Origin of the sequence: Proteus faecis, from assembly GCF_030286765.1 — a bacterium.
Classification (GTDB): Bacteria; Pseudomonadota; Gammaproteobacteria; order Enterobacterales; family Enterobacteriaceae; genus Proteus; species Proteus faecis.
The window spans coordinates 327637-347225 of record NZ_JASVWV010000001.1 but is presented as its reverse complement, the minus strand read 5'-3'; the positions used below and the strand labels follow the sequence as shown (position 1 = coordinate 347225).

Genomic DNA, 19589 nt, shown 5'->3' with positions numbered 1-19589 from the left:
TTGTTTAAGAACAAAAATAACAGCCGAAACGATTTAACTGTCGTTATTTAAGTAGATTTCACTAAGGTTATTTAAATAACAACAGTAAATATCTTTATGGAGTGACGTTAAATGTCATTAAAAAAAATTGTTATTGTCGGTGGTGGCGCTGGTGGGTTAGAACTGGCGACTAAGTTAGGCAATAAATTAGGGCGTAGCAAAAAAGCAGAAATCACCTTAGTGGATCGCAACAATAGTCATCTTTGGAAGCCCCTTCTACATGAAGTGGCAACAGGTTCTTTAGATGATGGTGTTGATGCTTTAAGTTATCTCGCACATGGTTATAACCATCACTTCAATTTCCAATTAGGCTCATTGATAGGGCTTGATCGTGAGCAAAAAAATATCACACTGGCTGCTATTTATAATGAAGAGCAAGAGCTACTCGTACCTGAACGCATATTAGACTACGACATTTTAGTGATGGCGTTAGGCAGTAAATCAAACGATTTTGGCACACCAGGTATTAAAGAGAACTGTATTTTCTTGGACAGTCCTCAACAAGCACATCGTTTCCATAATGAAATGTTGAATTTATTTTTAAAATATTCAGCAGATACCAATGCACAAGAAGAAAATCGTAAGGTAAATATTGCGATTGTAGGTGGGGGAGCGACAGGCGTTGAACTTTCAGCTGAATTGCATAATGCAGTACGTCAGCTTAATAGTTATGGATTAAAAAAATTAGCACCTTCAGCATTAAATATCACTTTGGTTGAAGCTGGAGAACGCATTTTACCTGCATTACCGGTACGAATTTCGAGTGCAGCACATCAAGAATTAACAAAATTAGGTGTGCGAGTAATGACTAAAACTATGGTCACAAGCGCAGATGAAGGTGGATTAAACACCAAAGAAGGCGAGCATATTGATGCCGACTTAATGGTGTGGGCCGCAGGTATTAAAGCACCTGATTTTATGAAGGAGATTGCTGGCCTAGAGACGAACCGTATTAATCAGCTGGTTGTTAAACCTACCTTACAAACAACCTTAGATGAATCTATCTTTGCGATTGGTGACTGTTCTTCTTGCCCAAGAAAAGATGGCGGTTTTGTTCCACCAAGAGCACAATCTGCACATCAAATGGCAAGTCGTTGTTATGGCAATATTTTAGCCATGTTAAAAGACAAACCGCTTAAAGATTATGTGTTTACCGATCATGGCTCATTAGTTTCACTCTCAAAATTTAGTACTGTGGGGAGTTTGATGGGGAATTTAATGAAGGGGGATATGATGATCGAAGGGCGTATAGCGCGGATTGTTTATATCTCTTTATATCGAATGCACCAAATAGCTTTGCATGGTTATATCAAAACAGGGCTTATGATGTTAGTCGGATCAATCAACCGAGTGATTAGACCAAAACTAAAACTCCATTAATTTATCTTTTGCTTTACCGAGAAGACAAAAGTCACCTTTTAAAACCCTCATATTGTATGAGGGTTTTTTATCTATTTTTTCTTTTAAATTAAATAATTAAATAAGAATATCTAAATAAGATAAATAATCTCAGCATAAAGCACTAGACGATTTATCTGTCGATATCAAAAATAACCAATAACTCTAAAACTAAATATCACAATGATAAATATAATTTTATTATTAAGGTCAAGCTGTAATATCAAAGATAACGTTAACTTTATTTATTACGATAAATTATTTAAGACTTTTCTTAAATAAAAAATGATGTTTAATTCATTAATTCATCAAATAAAATGTTATGGTATTTCATAAATTTGTATTAGAAAAATAATAAGTGAAAATTATTAGAGTTAAGCTTAACTTGTTATTTTTACTCGTATTTAATTAGGTTAAATAGTTTTACAAATCTTAAAAGTAAACTTTATAATATAAGTTAAATATGAAAGAGTCCCTATTTTTAGGCAACATTTGTTAATCTAGTGTTATCATAATGATGTATTATAAATAGCATAACGATTTCTATTTTTCAGTTTAATAAATTAAGATCTATCTTAATTTAATGTATAAGTATTAAGAATGTCGTCATTATTTATTTAATTAAGTAATTAAAACAGAAATAAGTGGTGTATTTAACATGTCATAAATACGTAGTTTACTTATTATGTTAATCAGCATGGATGTTGAATTAAGCTATCAGATTAGAGAATTCATTTATTGAATACTAAATATATTAGCCAGTTAGAGTGAAACAGTGGCTTTTATTCTATATCTGTAGCAATTAAGGATAAAACGAATAAAAAGGGGTAAAAGTGGGTGTTAATGTCAGAAAGTACACACTAATAGGGCTAATCATAGCATTAGCTATTCTTTCATTTATTGTATGGAGGTGGGTATTTCCCCAACCTCAATATGCTCATGTCGTTTCGGCTACACCTATTAAATCAACCGTTTTTGTGACAGAAGAGTATTGTCATCGAATCGGCTTACCAACACCTTTTACACCAGAAAATTTGTCACGATTTCATCCCGCAGAGCAAGAGTGTCGAGTGTTCTATATGATTGAAGCACTCAATAACAGTAATATTGCTAATTTCCCTTATCCTCAATTTAAAGAGTGTATCCCGATTTATCGTCAAGAGCGTAGAATTGTTGGTTATGATGTGCTTTATACTATTGATGGAACACCTGGCAAAGTACGCACCACGTTTAAACCCGGTGAAGTTATCGCATTAGATTCTGATGGTAGGCTGATTTTAGAACAAGATCCTTATTGTTCTATGAATGAAAAAGTACCTTGTCGCAAAGAGTAAACCTAACAATATACAAGAGAGGCGTAATGAAATTATTTCAATTACGCCTTTTTGTTGATTCAATAACTGCTAAAGCGCGGTTGTTTTGTGCTCATTAAATGCACTTAACATATCATCGATAAAAGTGAGTCGTTTTTCACGCTCAGCTAAGTCTGTAATAAACTTCAGTTTTGATGGGCCATCTAAACGGAAAATAGCAGGTTGCTCTTGAAGTAAGCTGATTAAATATCCCGGATCAACCTTGTTCTTTTCACCAAACTCAACAAATCCACCTTTATCATGGGCTTCAATTCGAGTAATGCCCAAGTTTACTGCACTTAAGCGAATAGCTGCATTACGTAGTAGATAACGCCCTGCATCAGGTAATTTACCAAATCTATCGATTAACTCTGCTCTTAGATCATTAAGCTCAGTTAAATCGATTGCACTGGCAATTCGTTTATAGAATGAAAGTCTGACATTTACATCAGGAATGTAATCATCAGGCAATAAGACAGGCATTCTTAATTCAATTTCAGTTTGTTGATTGGTGAGATCTTCAAGTGATGGCTCTCTACCTTCTTTAAGCGCTTCTACTGCACTTTCTAGCAATTCCATATAAAGCGAGAAACCGACGGTATTCATTTGACCGCTCTGTTCTTCACCTAATAATTCACCAGCGCCTCGAATTTCTAGATCATGAGTCGCTAATGCAAAACCTGCACCTAGATCTTCTAGTGAAGCAATCGCTTCTAAACGTTTATGAGCATCCTTTGTCATTGCTTTAGGATGTGGTGTCAACAAATAAGCATAAGCTTGATGATGAGAACGACCGACACGACCGCGTAATTGATGTAATTGCGCTAAACCAAAGTGATCTGCACGTTCAATAATAATGGTGTTTGCGCTCGGTATATCGATACCTGTTTCAATAATTGTGGTGCAAAGTAACACATTAAAACGTTGGTGATGGAAATCATTCATCACACGCTCAAGTTCACGTTCACGCATTTGTCCGTGACCAATACCAATACGTGCTTCAGGGACGAGTGTAGCCAGTCTCTCACGAGCTTTTTCGATATTCTCAACATCGTTATATAAGTAATAAACTTGTCCACCACGCAATGTTTCACGCAAGATAGCTTCACGCACTACTAAGTCATCATATTCCCGCACAAAAGTTTTTACGGATAAGCGACGTGCTGGTGGTGTTGCAATGATAGAAAGATCACGCATACCACTCATTGCCATATTTAACGTACGAGGAATAGGTGTTGCCGTTAGCGTTAAAATATCGACATTTGCACGCATGGCTTTTATTCGTTCTTTGTGACGAACACCAAAGCGGTGCTCTTCATCGACAATGAGTAGCCCTAAATCTTTCCATTGAATATTAGGCTGAAGGAGTTTATGTGTACCAATGACAATATCAATCGTTCCTTCAGCCAGTTTTTCTGTGATTTGCTGTTGCTCTTTAGCGCTACGAAAGCGCGAGATCATCTCAATGTTAACGGGCCAATTAGCAAAACGATCACGGAAATTATCAAAATGTTGCTGCGCCAATAAGGTGGTCGGCACTAAAATGGCGACTTGCTTATTGTTGTTAACGGCAAGAAATGCAGCGCGCATTGCAACTTCTGTTTTACCAAATCCCACATCACCACAGACGAGTCTATCCATTGAAATGGCTTGGCACATATCGCTAAGGACAGCATTTATCGCCATTTCTTGATCAGGTGTTGTTTCAAAAGGAAAGCTTTGGCGGAATGCTTGATACTGCTCTTTATCCATTTTAAAGGCAAAGCCTGTTTTTACTTCACGTTGAGCATAAACATCTAATAACTCTGCTGCGACATCACGTACTTTTTCGGCGGCTTTTTGACGTGCTCTTACCCATGCATCGCCACCTAATTTATGCAGTGGGGCATTTTCATCTGCGCCACCAGAATAACGACTGATTAAATGAAGTGATGAAACAGGCACATAAAGTTTGTCATTACCTGCGTAACTTAACATCAAGTATTCAGCTTTAACGCCACCGGCTTCTAGTGTTGTCATTCCTTGATAGCGACCAACACCATGCTGAAGGTGAACAACAGGTTGTCCTATGCTTAATTCAGCAAGGTTGCGAATTAAGGTATCTGTATTGATAGCGCGACGATTGTCTTGGCGACGGCGATTAATGCGTTCACCTAACATATCACTTTCACAGATCATGGCTAATTGACGATGATTATCAATAAATCCATGTTCAGCAGCACCAATAATAAAATAAAAACCTTTCTCTTGAGCGTCAGATAATTCAATGATCTGCTTGGGTGCTATTTTTATCCGTGATAAAAGCTCTTGTACGGTTTCGCGTCGACCTTCACTTTCAACAGAGAAAATAATACTGCCTGAAAATTGTTCTTGGAATCGACGTAAGTTATCTAAAGGTGATTTGCTTTGAGCGTTAATCGATAAATCAGGGAGTGGTTGATAGCCTAAATTGGTCTGCCCAGCTTTTTCTGGTAGCGTTTCTGTTTTAAGTTGAATACGAGGCCACTGTTTTAACTCTTTATTAAATTTATCAACATTTAGCCAAATATCATCAGGTGGTAACAGAGGGCGCATAGGATCAACGCGACGGCTTTCAAAACGTTGATTAATGTCTTGCCAAAACTTTTCTGCAAAATCTTGTAGATCTTGCGTCACTATCAATGTGTTTTTAGGGAAATAAGCAAATAAGTTAGATAAAGGTTGTTCAAAAAACAGGGATTGCCAATATTCAATTCCCGTTGGCAATATGTGTTTACTGACTTGCTGATAAATATGTTCAGGATCACGTCTTACATCAAACCGTTCACGCCATTGACTACGGAAAATTTCTATCGCATTTGCATCGGTTGGAAATTCATGGGCTGGCAGTAAATTAATTTGCTCAACCTCAGCTAGTGTCCGCTGTGTATCGACATCAAAAGTGCGCAGGCTATCTATTTCGTCATCGAAAAAATCAATACGATAAGGAAATTCACTTCCCATAGGAAATAAGTCTAATAATGCACCACGCGTTGCGTATTCCCCATGTTCTAATACTTGTTCTACATGGCGATATCCTGCTTCATCTAATGTTTTACGTAAATTATCACGAGAAAGCACCTCTCCTTTTTGCATTACCAGCGCATGACTTGCGAGATAATCAGTCGGGCAGACTTTCTGCATTAACGTATTGACTGGTAAGATTAAAATTCCCTTGAGAAGTGATGGAATACGGTATAGCGTAGAAAGGCGGTTTGAGATAATTTCTTGGTGAGGTGAAAAACTGTCATATGGCAGAGTTTCCCAATCCGATAATGTCTCTACTGGATAATCACAAAACTGGCGGATTTCATCTTGTAAACGTAATGCATTTTGCATATCGCGAGTAACAAGAACGACTAATCCAGAGTGACGTTTGATGATCTCTGCACATTCTAGAGCACAAGCGGCACCAGTCAGTTGACCTAGCTGACGAGTATCCCCTTGTTTTATAGGAAGTTGATAACGATATTCTGAGGACATAAGCGTGTAATGTGAACTCTTTGTTGTAGTTAACTCCCAACACATCTTTAGCTTAATGGCTAAAGCTTAAACTGGCGGGCAGGTTAAGATAAAAGAAAAAACCACAGTTTGGGAATAGAGTGGTTCCATTCAGTAAGACTACCCTTTATTATCCCTGAACACTTCGCATTAGCAACAGGAACAGCACAGATTTCATGTACAATTCTGTCTCATTTTATATAGGGCTCCGTTATATGCGGGGTCGTGCGGTCGATAAATTCGGTCGCTTCGTCTCATGGCTATCCGCTTTAGGGATTATGTTAGGTGTAGCAGCACTGATCACAGTGACTTCTGTCATGAATGGCTTTGAACGTTCATTGCAAGAAAGCATTCTTGCTTATATTCCACAAGCAATCGTGACTTCACCTAACGGACAAGTACCCCGAGATTCAAATATAGCTGAAAGATTACTGACGCGTGAAGGTATCATAAACGTTACCCCTTTAGTAGAAGGCGATGTTGTTTTACAGAGTAAAGACAATATCAGCGTTGGTGTCATGCTAGGTATAGAAAAAGAGCAAGATGAACCTTTAACGAAACATATTCGTTATGGAGATTTTTCTATGCTAAAAGCAGGTGACTATGGTGTGATCCTCGGAAGTGGCCTTGCTAAACAGTTAAAAGCAAAAGAGGGGGATAATATTCGCCTTATTGTGCCGAGTGTAAGCCAATTAACACCAATGGGAAGATTACCTAGTCAACGCTTATTTACAGTTAAAGGTATTTTTCAAAGTGGTGGTGATGCAGATGCCTCACAAATCTTAGTTAATCAGCAAGATGCAGCACGTTTAATGCGTTATCAGCCGGGTAATATCACAGGATGGCGTCTTTTCTTTACTGATCCTCTCAATATTGAAAAATACAGTGCTCAATCTTTAGATAAAAATCTTAGTTGGAGAGATTGGCGCGAACGTAAAGGTGAGTTTTTCCAGGCTGTTAAAATGGAAAAAAACATGATGGGCTTATTATTAAGCTTAATTATAGCTGTGGCAGCTTTTAATATTATTACCTCACTTTCTTTGTTGGTGATGGAAAAACAAGGTGAAGTTGCTATTTTGCAAACAATGGGGCTAAAACGCGCTCAGATTATGTCTATCTTTATGCTACAAGGTGCTGGTGCCGGTATTTTAGGTACGGTAGCGGGAGGTCTGTTAGGGGCATTACTCTCAAGTCAATTAAACGTCATTATGCCAGCGGTAGGACTTATTCCTCAAGGTGTCGAATTGCCTGCAACACTTGATTGGGGGCGCGTCTTTATGATTGGTTTCGCCGCTATTATTATTTCTCTTTTATCCACTTTATACCCGTCTTGGCGGGCCGCGGCTATTCAGCCAGCAGAGGCGCTACGTTATGAGTAATTCTTCTTTGAATAAACGAACAATGGCATCAGAAAAACAAATGCAAATTAACAAAGAGGGTTTATTGGATTGTCACGCCCTATGTAAACAATACCAAGATGGTTCTATTTCCACTCAAGTGCTGAAATCCGTCTCTTTTAAAATGGATAAGGGGGATTTTCTTGCCATAGTAGGCAGTTCCGGCTCAGGAAAAAGTACTTTATTACATTTATTGGGGGGATTGGATTCTCCGACTTCAGGTGAAGTCTTTTTTAAAGGTCAATCACTTAATAAATTATCTTCGTCTGAAAAGGCTGACTTACGTAATAGCCAATTGGGATTTATTTATCAATTTCATCATCTATTACCTGATTTTACAGCACTTGAAAATGTTGCTATGCCGCTGATGATTGGTGGTACGACTGCTTCAGTTGCGAAAGAAAAAGCGATGTCTTTACTCGAAGCGGTTGGGCTAAAAGATCGCGCTCATCATCGTCCTTCAGAGCTTTCTGGTGGTGAGAGACAACGTGTTGCGATTGCGAGAGCATTAGTGAACGATCCTTCATTAGTCCTTGCTGATGAACCAACGGGTAATCTTGATCAGAAAAATGCAGAAGGGATTTTCGAATTGTTGATTAAGTTAAACAAAGAAAAACAAACTGCTTTTCTAGTCGTAACGCATGATTTGTCATTAGCTGCTCGTTTTCAGCGCCAACTTGAAATGAAAGATGGTCAACTACAGTCACAAAACGCAATTTCAGGAGTGAAATAATGGCGCAATTGCCACTTGCATTAGTGACCGCATTACGTTTTTCTAGAGGGCGAAAACGTGCGGGAATGGTTTCTTTAATTTCAGTTATTTCAACACTGGGCATTATGCTTGGTGTTGCTGTCTTAATTATTGGTCTAAGTGCCATGAATGGGTTCGAACGTGAATTAAAAAATCGCATTTTATCAGTGGTGCCTCACGGACAAATTTATTCAGTAGAACAGCCATTTGTACAATGGCAATCAGCATTACCTCGTATTGAAAATACCCAAGGTGTTGTCGCCGCGGCTCCTTATATTTTACTCACAGGATTGTTAGAAAAAGGAACAGAATTAAAGGCCGTACAAGTTATGGGTGTTTCACCTGAAAAACAGAGTGAGATCAGTTTATTACCTCGATATGTAGAAAATAATGCATGGCAAGAATTTAAAGCTGGTAAACAACAAATTATTATTGGGCAAGGTGTTGCTGATGCATTAAAGATCAAACAAGGTGATTGGCTCACCGTATTAATTCCTAATAATGATGATCCAACGAAGCTTTTACAGCCTAAGCGTATTCGCTTACAAGTAAGTGGTATTTTTAAACTTAGTGGTATGCTCGATCATCAATTGGCGTTAATTCCTTTAGCCGATGCTCAACAATATATGGATTATGGGCAAGGAATAACGGGGATTGAAGTGAAAACGATAGATCCTTTTTTAGCGAATGAAATTATTCATAATGCAGGTTTAAACAGTAAAGAATATGTTTATGCCAAAAGTTGGATAAGCGATTATGGCTATATGTATAGTGATATTCAGATGATCCGTAGCATTATGTATTTATCGATGATCTTAGTGATTGGTGTCGCTTGTTTTAATATTGTCTCAACGTTGATTATGGCGGTAAGAGATAAAAGTAGTGATATTGCTATCTTACGAACGTTAGGCGCACGAGATAGTCATATTCGCAATATCTTTTTATGGTACGGCTTATTATCAGGCATGATTGGCTGTGTTGCTGGTGTGATATTGGGTGTATTGATTGCTTATAATTTAACGCCATTAGTGTCTGTTATTGAATCATTAACGGGACATAGTGTGTTGTCTGGTGATGTTTATTTCGTCGACTTTCTACCTTCGCAAGTTCATTTAATTGACGTTTTTTCTGTATTTATTACCACAGTGATCTTAAGTCTGATTGCAAGTTGGTATCCTGCACGTCGAGCCACTAAACTAGATCCTGCTAGAATTTTAAGTGGACAATAAGATTATTGACAGACAAAGAAGAAAAAACGCTTAAACTAGTAAAGATAAGAAACGCGCTATTTAAACTTGAAAACCAAGGATTGTCATGATGAAACTTAAACTTCGTCATCGTCGGCTTAGGAAGTTTCGTAAAATTAAGAGTTTACGCAGACAACATTCACGTTGTCGCTATTTTCATCTAACCCATAAAACGGAACATGAAATGAATTTACCCAAAGTTGTCGTATTAACAGGGGCTGGCATTTCGGCTGAATCAGGAATTAAAACATTCCGATCAGAAGATGGATTGTGGGAAGAACATCGTGTTGAAGATGTTGCAACACCTGAAGGTTATCAACGCAATCCCCAGTTAGTTCAGCAGTTTTACAATGAACGCCGCCGCCAATTGCAACATCCCTCTATTCAACCTAATGAAGCGCATTATGCATTAGCAAAACTAGAGCAACGTTTAGGTAAAGAAAATTTTTTACTCGTTACGCAAAATATTGATAACTTGCATGAAAAAGCAGGTAGTAAACATATTTTGCATATGCATGGTGAATTGCTAAAAGTGCGTTGCCCTCAATCTCGTCAAGTATTTGAGTGGAAAGGGGACTTAGAAACAACTGATCGTTGCCATTGTTGCCAATTCCCATCGCCACTACGACCACATATTGTCTGGTTTGGTGAAATGCCCATTGGTATGGAAGAGATTTATCGCGCTTTGGCTGAGGCTGATATTTTTATCTCTATCGGTACATCTGGAAATGTTTATCCAGCGGCTGGTTTTGTCCATGAAGCTCGGTTAACAGGTGCTCATACTGTCGAGTTAAATCTTGAACCAAGTTTGGTTGAAAGCCAGTTTGAAGAGAAACATTATGGCCCAGCAAGTCAGGTAGTTGATGAATATGTTCATAAATTGTTTGAATTAATTAATGATCCTAAAGCTGATTTGACGCAATAATTATTTTATAGAGTTCCCTATTATTGTTCTTAGAGAGATCTTAGGGGGCAACATGGATAAATTATTAGAACGTTTTTTTGAATATATTAATTTTGATACACAATCAAAACCATCTTCAAAAATGTCACCGAGTAGTGATGGACAATTAAAACTTGCCAAAGCATTGACTCACGAATTAAAAAAACTGGGTTTTTCCGATGTAACACTCAGTGACAAGGGATGTGTAATGGCAAGTTTACCATCCAATGTATCTTGGTCTGTACCTGTTATTGGCTTTATTTCGCATCTTGATACATCTCCTGACTTTTCAGGAAAACATGTAAAACCACAAGTTCTTGAAGATTATCGTGGTGGTGATATTGCGTTGGGTATTGGTGATGAAGTGTTATCGCCGGTTATGTTCCCAATCTTACATTCAATGATTGGTAAAACATTAATCACCACAGACGGTAAAACTTTATTAGGTGCGGATGATAAAGCCGGTATCGCTGAAATCATTACTGCGATGGTGCGCTTAAAAGAAACCAATCGACCTCATGGGGATATTCGTATTGCTTTCACTCCTGATGAAGAAATCGGGCGTGGTGCACATTATGTCGATTTAAAAGCATTCGGTGCTAGCTGGGCTTATACCGTTGATGGTGGTGGTGTTGGTGAGCTAGAGTATGAAAACTTCAATGCTGCATCTGTAAATATCAAAATTGTCGGTAACAATGTTCACCCAGGTAGTGCAAAAGGGGTGATGGTTAATGCGTTAGGATTAGCAACACGTATTCATCAAGAATTACCTATTGATGAAACACCAGAAAATACCGATGGTTATGAGGGTTTTTACCATCTGCAAAGTATTAAAGGCTCGGTAGAAAGAGCGGAAATGCATTATATTATCCGTGATTTTAATCGTAACCTATTTGAAAAACGCAAACAGAATATGATTGCGATTGCAGAGAAAGTGGGTAAAGGCCTGCATCCTGATTGTTATATTGAGCTAACGATTGATGATAGCTATTACAATATGCATGATAAAGTTGTTCAATTCCCTCATATCATTGAAATAGCCAAACAAGCAATGATTGATTGTGATATTGAGCCAAATATCAAGCCTATTCGTGGTGGTACAGACGGAGCCCAACTTTCTTACCGTGGTTTACCTTGTCCTAATATTTTTACAGGGGGATATAATTTCCATGGTAAGCATGAGTTTATCTCTTTAGAAGGTATGGAAGCAGCGGTGAGTGTGATTATGCGTATCGCTGAAATTACGGCTGAAAGAGAGAAGGCTAATGTAATTATCTAATCACTTAGTGAACTTCTAAAATAAAAATAATAGCCGATATTTCGGCTATTATTTTTTTAGTAAATTTACTTCTGCTAAGAAATTCATGATTTCACTTTTTCTAGCTTTATCTAACATAAAATGATATTCATTTTGCTGGTGGTGTTTTCACATTTGCTATTTTATTATTTCTGCAAATATCATGGTTAATAAAATAAAAGCAACGATTAAAACAATAAATTTTTTATAGACGATTTTATTGTAAAAAAAACAAGTAAAATCTAATTTTCTCATAAGATAAAATAGGAGAAGCGGTAAGGTATAGAGAGTATTAATAGGGAAGTTTAGTTAATTAAAAATAGAATGATTTTATAATAATGGGTTTACATATTATTTGCAATTAAACTTTTAATATAGGCCTAATATTAATCACTCTTTAATAAATTGAGTTCACTGAATTTATCTTATAATGACAGCAAACTGAATATAATATAAGGATATTAAATGGAAAACATCACAGGGAAATCATTAAAACCTGCAATAGAACAGCAACTAAGCTTTCATAAAAAGAAAGTAATTAAAAAATCTGAGCAACAATCGTTTATTATTATTTTGAGCTATTTTTTGATAACTTATTTTATCTCCTTTTCTCTTTATGCAACAAATAGCAAACATACATTATTGCTTTTTTTCTTACAAAGTACCTTTTTTGTTGTTATTCCTTTTTTCTTTCATAATACGAGAGTGCTCTTAAAAGAATCAATAAATTATTTAATTCGTTAGATTTTTAAATAATATTTATTAAATATTTAATGATAAAAAGCCCTGCAAATAATATGACAGGGCTTTATAACTAATAATTGAAAATTAGTGATGATTAATCTTCAAAGTACCAATAACCTTGGTTAACTAAATGTGTTAATAAACGTATAAACTTCGGATCAGCTAACGCATCACCTAAGTGTTGTTTATCAATATAATCATATTGGCAAAGTGCATCCACAGCTTCTATATGATCAGTATCCATCAACTCACCATTTACAAAACAATTGTCGCCGACACGTAGTGCGCGAAGACCATTTAAACGATGGAGTTGCTCGCCTTGTTGTAGCAGATCATGAATTTCTGCATTTTCATATAAAGGTTCAGGAACGGCGAGATCAAGCTCATGACGAGATTGAGAAATAAATTCACCAAACCAGTGTCGGAATACTTCTGGTTGAGCAAGTAAATCCTCCATCATGGCATGAAGTTTATTTAACTCTTGGTGTTGTACTAATGCTGGGTTTTCACGCTGTGTTAGATCAGGATCGCTATAACGATAGCTACCTAAATCATTTGCTAATACATAGTCAGCGAACCCACTGAAAAGTTCACGAGCATTAGGCGATCTGAAACCAACAGAGTAGTTTAGTGATTCTTCAATCGCATAACCTTCATGTGGGAATCCAGGTGGGATATAAAGAATATCGCCCGGCTCTAACTCTTCATCAATAATTGCTTCAAAAGGATCAACTTGAAGCAGATCAGGGTGAGGGCAATGTTGTTTCATTGGGATTTTTTCACCCACACGCCAACGACGACGACCTTGTCCCTGAATGATAAAGACATCATATTGATCAAGATGTGGGCCTACACCACCACCGGGAACAGAATAAGAGATCATTAAATCATCAATGCGCCAATCAGGTAACACACGAAATGGCTTCATTAATGCCGCACTAGGAAAATGCCAGTGATCGACGGCTTGTACAAGTAAAGACCAATCTTTATCACCAAGTCCTTCAAAGTGCTCAAAAGGCCCATGTTTGACTCCCCACTGTCCGTCTTGACAGCTAACAAGACGGCTATCAACTTCATCTTCCATTGCAAGACCAGCAAGTTCGTCAGGAGATAAAGGATCAACAAAACGAGAGAAGCCGTTTTTAATTAATAAAGGGCGTTTTTGCCAATGGCTTTCAAGGAATGATTGCCAATCTAAATTAAGTTTATAGTCCATTGTGTATATCCTGAATTCGGGAAGCCTAGAGCCATAGTATAATGAATTCTAACTTCCTGCTAAACATTCCTTTGAGCAATGTGAGTAACACGATAATAAGTGAACAGATATGATACTTAACATCGTAGATTTGGCGGTAATTTAAAAAAGAAAGAAGTGCCCCTTAATCGACAATGATTATTCACGCTCAGCCGTCAGTTGCTGCTCAGCAAAAATTACGGTAATACGAGCACCACCTAAAGGGCTATCGGTAATAGTAATTTCACCACGGTATTGTTCAATAATATCTACTGCGATAGATAATCCTAAACCTTGTCCTGGACGAAGCGTATCTGCTCTTGTTCCTCGCTGAAAAATAGCTTCTCTTTTTTCCGGGCTGACGCCTGGTCCGTCATCATCAATAATAATAATTACACTACTTTCATTATTGCTAACATTGATTTCAACAAATTCTAAGCAGTATTTGCAGGCGTTATCAATAATATTACCCATCACTTCCATAAAATCATTTTTTTCACCTAACCACATGATTTCAGGTGAAACATTGAGTGTTAGATCAACGCCTTTTGACTGATAAACCTTACTTAATGCACTACAAAGATTATCGAGTAATCCTGACAGTGAATGGAGTTTTCGCGTGGTAATATTGTGATCACCATGGATGGATGCTCTGTGCAGATAATAACCGACTTGCTGTGAAATTCGTTCTATTTGTTCGAGCATGATAGGTTCAGCTTGCTCTATAGTCATTTGTTTACCCGAACGTAAAGAGCGTAATGTCGATTGCAATACAGCAAGTGGTGTTTTTAAGCTATGGGTAAGATCAGATAAACTTGTACGATATTTACTGTAACGACTGCGTTCATTACGCAATAACACATTTAAATTTCGGACTAAGCCTTTTAATTCAGTTGGTGGGTTTTCATCCAAATCATTGCGAGTTCCTTTTTCTAATGCACTGATCTGTTCAATAACTTGTTTTATGGGTCTTAAACTCCAATGTGCAGCCAACCAAATTAAGGGGACAACCAAAAATAGATTTGCAACAATGATATATAAGAACCAATCCCAAACTTGACTGGCTTTTTGCATCCGCTGAGGGATAGGATCGATAACCGCGATCGCCATATAAGGCATATTATCAGCTGCAGGATAATGGTTAATTACAACTGAGTGAGTTAAAAACTCATTACTGGAATATTCCTCAAGGCGTTTGAGATAAACACGATATTGCGGTAATTGCTCTAGCATTAAACGTGTTGTTTTAATATCAACTGAGATCTCGAATAAGCCTTCTTCATGGCGCCATTTATGTTTAATGCTATCTGGAATAGCTTTAGGTAAATCAGGCGTTGTCCATAATACGCTACCTTTATCATCAAAAATAATCACCAAAGAGGTGTTATTATTGAGACTTGTAGGAAATTCAATATTCAGCTTGCCCTTATCCCACTGCGCTAAGCTGTAGTAAAGATTGCTTTGACTACGCATTAGCATAAAAGTGGTTTTATCCACACTGACAATTGAACCGACAATGGCAACTAACCCATAAGAAAGCACAAGCGCTAAAATTATGGCACTAGTTGCAAGTAAAAAACGAGTTCGTAATGAGAGTGGAGAGCGCTGTTTTTTTTGCATATTAAGGTTTCATATCAAAACGATAGCCTTGTCCGCGTACTGTAACTATTAAGTCATTTGGATATCTTTCTAAGATTTTTTTACGCAGCCGGCCCATTAGCACATCAATAGTGTGGCTCTCTTTTAATTCAGCATCTGGATACAACTGACGCATTAATGCATCTTTGCTGACAACTTTATTTTGATTACGCATCAAGGTTTCTAAAATTGTATATTCAAATGCAGTTAACTTAATTTGTTCTCCCGAAATCATGAACTCTTTACGTGACAAATCCAATTCAAAAGGTTCGATTGCGAGGGTTTGCGATGCAATTCCCATGTTTCTTCGCATTAATGCCTGAATACGTGCAACAATTTCTTCGAAATGAAAGGGCTTTGTCACATAGTCATCAGCGCCTGCATTTAACGCTGAAACTTTTTCTTGCCAGCTTTCTCGAGCCGTTAACACCATTATTGGTAAGGTAATATTATTCTCTCGCCATCTACGAATAAGGCTAATGCCATCTTCATCCGGCAATCCTAAGTCTACAATGGCAACATCAGGAGTTCCTTCCGCAATGAGACTATCTGCTTCTTTGGCATCTTCTGCAGCATCAACTTGATGTCCTGCGTCACGAAATTGCACAGATAAGTGATGGCGAAGTAAGATATTATCTTCAATAATTAAGATCCGCATTATTCCACCTTGAGTACAATCAGCAAAAATTCACTGTTGCAAAATAAATATAGGAAATGATAGTCAATCTATCAGATAAAATATGGGTTCATCATAGACAATCTATCGCTTAAAAAACACTGTATCCAGCAAAGTGTTTAAGTTACAGATAGTTTTCGTTGTGTTTTGATTATAAAAAAAGGCAGAAATTATCTGCCTTTTTAGAGAGGTAAATTAGTTTAATTTATCAACAAGTTGAGTTGCAAAACCAATATAGCTTTCAGGTTTCATTGCTTTTAAGCGTGTTTTTTCATCTTCTGGTAGTTCTAAACCATCAATGAAAACGACCATATCTTGTTCTGTGATGCGTTTACCACGAGTAAGCTCTTTTAGTTTTTCGTAAGGTTTTTCAATACCATAACGACGCATTACAGTTTGAATTGGTTCAGCTAATACTTCCCAATTACAGTCTAATTCTTCACGAAGGTGATTTTCATTTACTTCAAGTTTATTAAGACCTTTCATGGTTGATTGATAAGCAATCAGCGCATAACCCATACCCACACCTAAATTACGCAGTACAGTTGAGTCTGTTAAATCACGTTGCCAGCGAGAAACAGGTAATTTACTAGAAAGATGTCCCATAACGGCATTTGCTAACCCTAGGTTTCCTTCAGAGTTTTCAAAATCAATAGGGTTTACTTTATGAGGCATGGTTGATGAACCAATTTCACCTGCAATGGTTTTTTGTTTAAAGTGGTTCAGTGCAATGTAACCCCAAATATCACGGTCAAAATCAATCAAGATAGTATTGAATCGACTAATACAATCAAAAAGCTCCGCAATATAATCATGTGGTTCAATTTGAGTTGTGTATGGGTTCCATGTAATACCAAGTGAAGTGACAAATTCTTCACTAAATTGATGCCAGTTTACCTCTGGGTATGCAGCTAAGTGAGCATTGTAGTTACCTACTGCACCATTGATTTTACCTAAGATTTCAACTTGTATTAGTTGACGATATTGGCGCTCCATACGGTAAGCAACGTTAGCAAACTCTTTGCCTATTGTAGATGGTGTTGCAGGTTGACCATGAGTACGAGAAAGCAATGGTAAATCACGGTATTCTTGAGCCATTTTGCTAATGGTATCAATAATTTCACGCCATGCAGGTAATAAGATCTCTTGGCGTGCCGTTTCTAGCATAATGGCATGAGACAGGTTATTAATATCTTCAGAAGTACAAGCAAAGTGAATAAATTCAGAAACCTGATGTAAAGCAGGGATGGTCGCCACTTTTTCTTTTAAGAAATATTCTACGGCTTTTACATCATGGTTAGTGGTGCGTTCGATTGTTTTAATGCGAGCAGCATCTTCTTCATTGAAGTTAGCAACAATTGCATCAAGGTAATCGATTGCGTTTTTTTCAAAGGCTGGAACTTCTTTAATGTCGGCGCAAGATGCCAGCTTTTGTAGCCAGCGAACTTCTACCTGTACACGGAATTTCAGAAGACCGAATTCACTAAAAATAGAACGTAACGACGAAGTTTTACTACCGTAACGACCGTCAATCGGTGAAATCGCTGTCAGCGAAGATAATTCCATTGTTGGCAACTCCCAGGTTGAATTTAAAGTATTAACATTGAGCGAGAAAATCATCAGCTTGTCGCAGGATAGTCTTTTGATGCAGTAAAAAATCAAAACGACGACCACCTACTTGACGCCAGAGCACTGCACTACGAATGCCAGTTAATAATAGCGCTCTAACTTTAGCTTGAATAATAGGATTCTTTAGCAGATCAATTGCGCCGTGAACTTGAATGCGTGGACCAACAGGACTAACCGCATCAACATAAACGCCTGCAAGTGCATTAAATACACCTTCAGACATGGGTTCAAAGTAACTTTTTTGGCGCTCTAATTGAGAAATTTTTTGCGATAAACGAGAACTGTAATCATCATTTCTATTAATAAGACGTTCTAGATTGATTAAGCCTTGTTGGTAAGTCATCAATTCAAGCGTTAATTTTTCTCTTCTTACCGCCTGATGAATGGCTTTCAGTGTTTGAAAGCCTAATTTTAAGTGACCGACTTGATTGCCATAAACATCTAATGTTGAAGTTGGGTTGAGATTAAAAACACTGTTAACCATTACTTCAATATCGCTCTCGTTTGCACTACCTTGGTAAGCTATTTGCTGAACGAGACGACTTGCTTGGCAGATGCCTGCCAATGCAAGTGTTATATCACGAAAATCTTTAGCCACATCTACTCCTGAATTCGGGTTTCAATGATACCGCCACCTAAACAGACTTCGTCTTGATAAAAGACGGCTGATTGTCCCGGAGTCACTGCTGCGACGGGATAATCAAAGCGGACTTCAATTTTGTCTTCACCTAATGGTGTTACTGTACACGCAATATCAGGTTGGCGATATCGTGTTTTAACAGTACAGCGGAAAGCTTCAGTAATAGGTTCTCTTGATACCCAATGTAATTGCTGAGCAATTAGACCGACAGACATTAATCTTGGATGCTCATGGCCTTGAGCAACAACAAGAATATTGTTCTCAACATCTTTATCTACTACATACCAAGGATCTTCTCCGCCATCTTTTGTGCCGCCGATACCTAAGCCTTTACGCTGACCTAATGTGTGATACATCAAGCCTTGGTGTTCACCAATAGTTTCTCCATCAACAGTCACGATAGCACCCGGTTTTGCAGGCAAATAACGCGATAAGAAATCGGTAAATTTACGCTCGCCGATAAAACAAATACCCGTTGAATCTTTTTTCTTGGCTGTTGCTAATTCAAGTTTTTCAGCAATTTTTCTGACTTCAGGTTTTTCCATTTCACCAACAGGGAAAAGGCTTTTTGCAATTTGCTCATGACTTAATGTATATAAGAAATAGCTTTGGTCTTTGTTATTATCAACACCACGAAGTAATTGACTTTTACCATCAATATCACGACGGCGAACATAGTGACCTGTTGCAATGTAATCAGCACCTAAATCTTCAGCTGCATATTCTAAAAATGCTTTAAATTTTATTTCTTTATTGCACAGAATATCTGGGTTTGGCGTGCGGCCTGCTTTATATTCGGATAAAAAGTGTTCAAAAACATTATCCCAATACTCAGCAGCAAAATTGATGGTATAAAGCTCAATGCCAAGTTTATCGCATACAGCTTGCGCATCGGCAAGATCGGTAGAGGCTGAGCAATATTCTGTATCGTCATCTTCTTCCCAGTTCTTCATAAACAGACCAACGACCTGATATCCCTGTTCCTTAAGAAGATAGGCTGAGACGGATGAATCTACGCCACCGGACATTCCTACGATGACTTTTTTTTGGCTGTTATCTGACATGACTGGATCTCACTGCGGAAA

Annotated in this window: 15 protein-coding genes; 8 read left to right on the top strand and 7 right to left on the bottom strand. The window is 37.6% G+C overall.

Annotated elements, in window-relative coordinates; genetic code table 11:
• Positions 1-111: 111 nt before the first annotated feature.
• Positions 112-1419: an NAD(P)/FAD-dependent oxidoreductase gene (locus QSH13_RS01630; protein WP_109396130.1), complete on the top strand. Its 1308-nt coding sequence runs from the start codon at positions 112-114 to the stop codon at positions 1417-1419.
• Positions 1420-2270: 851 nt separating this feature from the next.
• Complete coding sequence (gene umoD / locus QSH13_RS01625) at positions 2271-2771, top strand: flagellar biogenesis regulator UmoD (protein ID WP_109396129.1); 501 nt, start codon at positions 2271-2273, stop codon at positions 2769-2771.
• 69 nt (positions 2772-2840) lie between these two features.
• On the opposite strand, the gene mfd is transcribed toward umoD, so the two are convergent.
• Complete coding sequence (gene mfd / locus QSH13_RS01620) at positions 2841-6290, bottom strand: transcription-repair coupling factor (RefSeq protein ID WP_109406393.1); 3450 nt, start codon at positions 6288-6290, stop codon at positions 2841-2843.
• 194 nt (positions 6291-6484) lie between these two features.
• Between mfd and lolC the strand changes: the two genes are divergently transcribed.
• The 6 genes from lolC to QSH13_RS01590 all read left to right on the top strand — a co-directional run bounded on the left by lolC (position 6485) and on the right by QSH13_RS01590 (position 12687).
• Complete coding sequence (lolC, locus tag QSH13_RS01615) at positions 6485-7687, top strand: lipoprotein-releasing ABC transporter permease subunit LolC (protein WP_286038717.1); 1203 nt, start codon at positions 6485-6487, stop codon at positions 7685-7687.
• A gap of 46 nt (positions 7688-7733) precedes the next feature.
• The gene (gene lolD / locus QSH13_RS01610) at positions 7734-8438 is read left to right on the top strand and encodes a lipoprotein-releasing ABC transporter ATP-binding protein LolD (protein ID WP_109406533.1); all 705 of its coding nucleotides are present in this window, start codon (positions 7734-7736) and stop codon (positions 8436-8438) included.
• Positions 8438-9685 (top strand): lipoprotein-releasing ABC transporter permease subunit LolE, encoded by a 1248-nt coding sequence (gene lolE, locus QSH13_RS01605; protein WP_286038716.1) that lies wholly within the window; start codon positions 8438-8440, stop codon positions 9683-9685. Before lolD ends, lolE begins: the two co-directional genes overlap by 1 nt.
• 85 nt (positions 9686-9770) lie before the next feature.
• Positions 9771-10628, top strand: a complete 858-nt coding sequence (gene cobB / locus QSH13_RS01600; protein ID WP_109396125.1) for a Sir2 family NAD+-dependent deacetylase — start codon at positions 9771-9773, stop codon at positions 10626-10628.
• Between the two features lie 52 nt (positions 10629-10680).
• A complete protein-coding gene (gene pepT / locus QSH13_RS01595) occupies positions 10681-11925 on the top strand; it encodes a peptidase T (protein WP_286038715.1) in 1245 nt (414 codons plus the stop codon).
• Between the two features lie 483 nt (positions 11926-12408).
• Positions 12409-12687, top strand: a complete 279-nt coding sequence (locus tag QSH13_RS01590; RefSeq protein WP_109396123.1) for a hypothetical protein — start codon at positions 12409-12411, stop codon at positions 12685-12687.
• A gap of 94 nt (positions 12688-12781) precedes the next feature.
• Here the strand turns inward: QSH13_RS01590 and QSH13_RS01585 are convergent, their stop codons facing one another.
• The 6 genes from QSH13_RS01585 to mnmA all read right to left on the bottom strand — a co-directional run bounded on the left by QSH13_RS01585 (position 12782) and on the right by mnmA (position 19568).
• Entirely contained in the window at positions 12782-13903 is a 1122-nt protein-coding gene (locus QSH13_RS01585) for a ribosomal protein uL16 3-hydroxylase (RefSeq protein WP_109396122.1), read from the bottom strand.
• A 177-nt stretch (positions 13904-14080) separates the two neighbouring features.
• Complete coding sequence (gene phoQ, locus QSH13_RS01580) at positions 14081-15541, bottom strand: two-component system sensor histidine kinase PhoQ (RefSeq protein WP_109396121.1); 1461 nt, start codon at positions 15539-15541, stop codon at positions 14081-14083.
• 1 nt (position 15542) lies between these two features.
• On the bottom strand, positions 15543-16217 hold the full coding sequence (gene phoP / locus QSH13_RS01575) for a two-component system response regulator PhoP (protein ID WP_109396120.1): 675 nt from the start codon (positions 16215-16217) through the stop codon (positions 15543-15545).
• A 213-nt stretch (positions 16218-16430) separates the two neighbouring features.
• The gene (gene purB, locus QSH13_RS01570) at positions 16431-17801 is read right to left on the bottom strand and encodes an adenylosuccinate lyase (protein WP_109406389.1); all 1371 of its coding nucleotides are present in this window, start codon (positions 17799-17801) and stop codon (positions 16431-16433) included.
• 31 nt (positions 17802-17832) lie between these two features.
• Complete coding sequence (gene hflD, locus QSH13_RS01565; protein WP_109396118.1) at positions 17833-18462, bottom strand: high frequency lysogenization protein HflD; 630 nt, start codon at positions 18460-18462, stop codon at positions 17833-17835.
• A gap of 2 nt (positions 18463-18464) precedes the next feature.
• Entirely contained in the window at positions 18465-19568 is a 1104-nt protein-coding gene (gene mnmA, locus QSH13_RS01560) for a tRNA 2-thiouridine(34) synthase MnmA (protein WP_109396117.1), read from the bottom strand.
• Between the last annotated feature and the right edge of the window lie 21 nt (positions 19569-19589).

Excerpts from the sequence above, each read along its gene's own strand:
- QSH13_RS01630 (WP_109396130.1), top strand. The coding sequence starts at position 112 with ATGTCATTAAAAAAAATTGTTATTGTCGGTGGTGGCGCTGGTGGGTTA.
- mfd (WP_109406393.1), bottom strand. The coding sequence starts at position 6,290 with ATGTCCTCAGAATATCGTTATCAACTTCCTATAAAACAAGGGGATACT.
- lolC (WP_286038717.1), top strand. The coding sequence starts at position 6,485 with ATGTACAATTCTGTCTCATTTTATATAGGGCTCCGTTATATGCGGGGT.
- lolE (WP_286038716.1), top strand. The coding sequence starts at position 8,438 with ATGGCGCAATTGCCACTTGCATTAGTGACCGCATTACGTTTTTCTAGA.
- cobB (WP_109396125.1), top strand. The coding sequence starts at position 9,771 with ATGATGAAACTTAAACTTCGTCATCGTCGGCTTAGGAAGTTTCGTAAA.
- pepT (WP_286038715.1), top strand. The coding sequence starts at position 10,681 with ATGGATAAATTATTAGAACGTTTTTTTGAATATATTAATTTTGATACA.
- QSH13_RS01590 (WP_109396123.1), top strand. The coding sequence starts at position 12,409 with ATGGAAAACATCACAGGGAAATCATTAAAACCTGCAATAGAACAGCAA.
- QSH13_RS01585 (WP_109396122.1), bottom strand. The coding sequence starts at position 13,903 with ATGGACTATAAACTTAATTTAGATTGGCAATCATTCCTTGAAAGCCAT.
- phoQ (WP_109396121.1), bottom strand. The coding sequence starts at position 15,541 with ATGCAAAAAAAACAGCGCTCTCCACTCTCATTACGAACTCGTTTTTTA.
- phoP (WP_109396120.1), bottom strand. The coding sequence starts at position 16,217 with ATGCGGATCTTAATTATTGAAGATAATATCTTACTTCGCCATCACTTA.
- purB (WP_109406389.1), bottom strand. The coding sequence starts at position 17,801 with ATGGAATTATCTTCGCTGACAGCGATTTCACCGATTGACGGTCGTTAC.
- mnmA (WP_109396117.1), bottom strand. The coding sequence starts at position 19,568 with ATGTCAGATAACAGCCAAAAAAAAGTCATCGTAGGAATGTCCGGTGGC.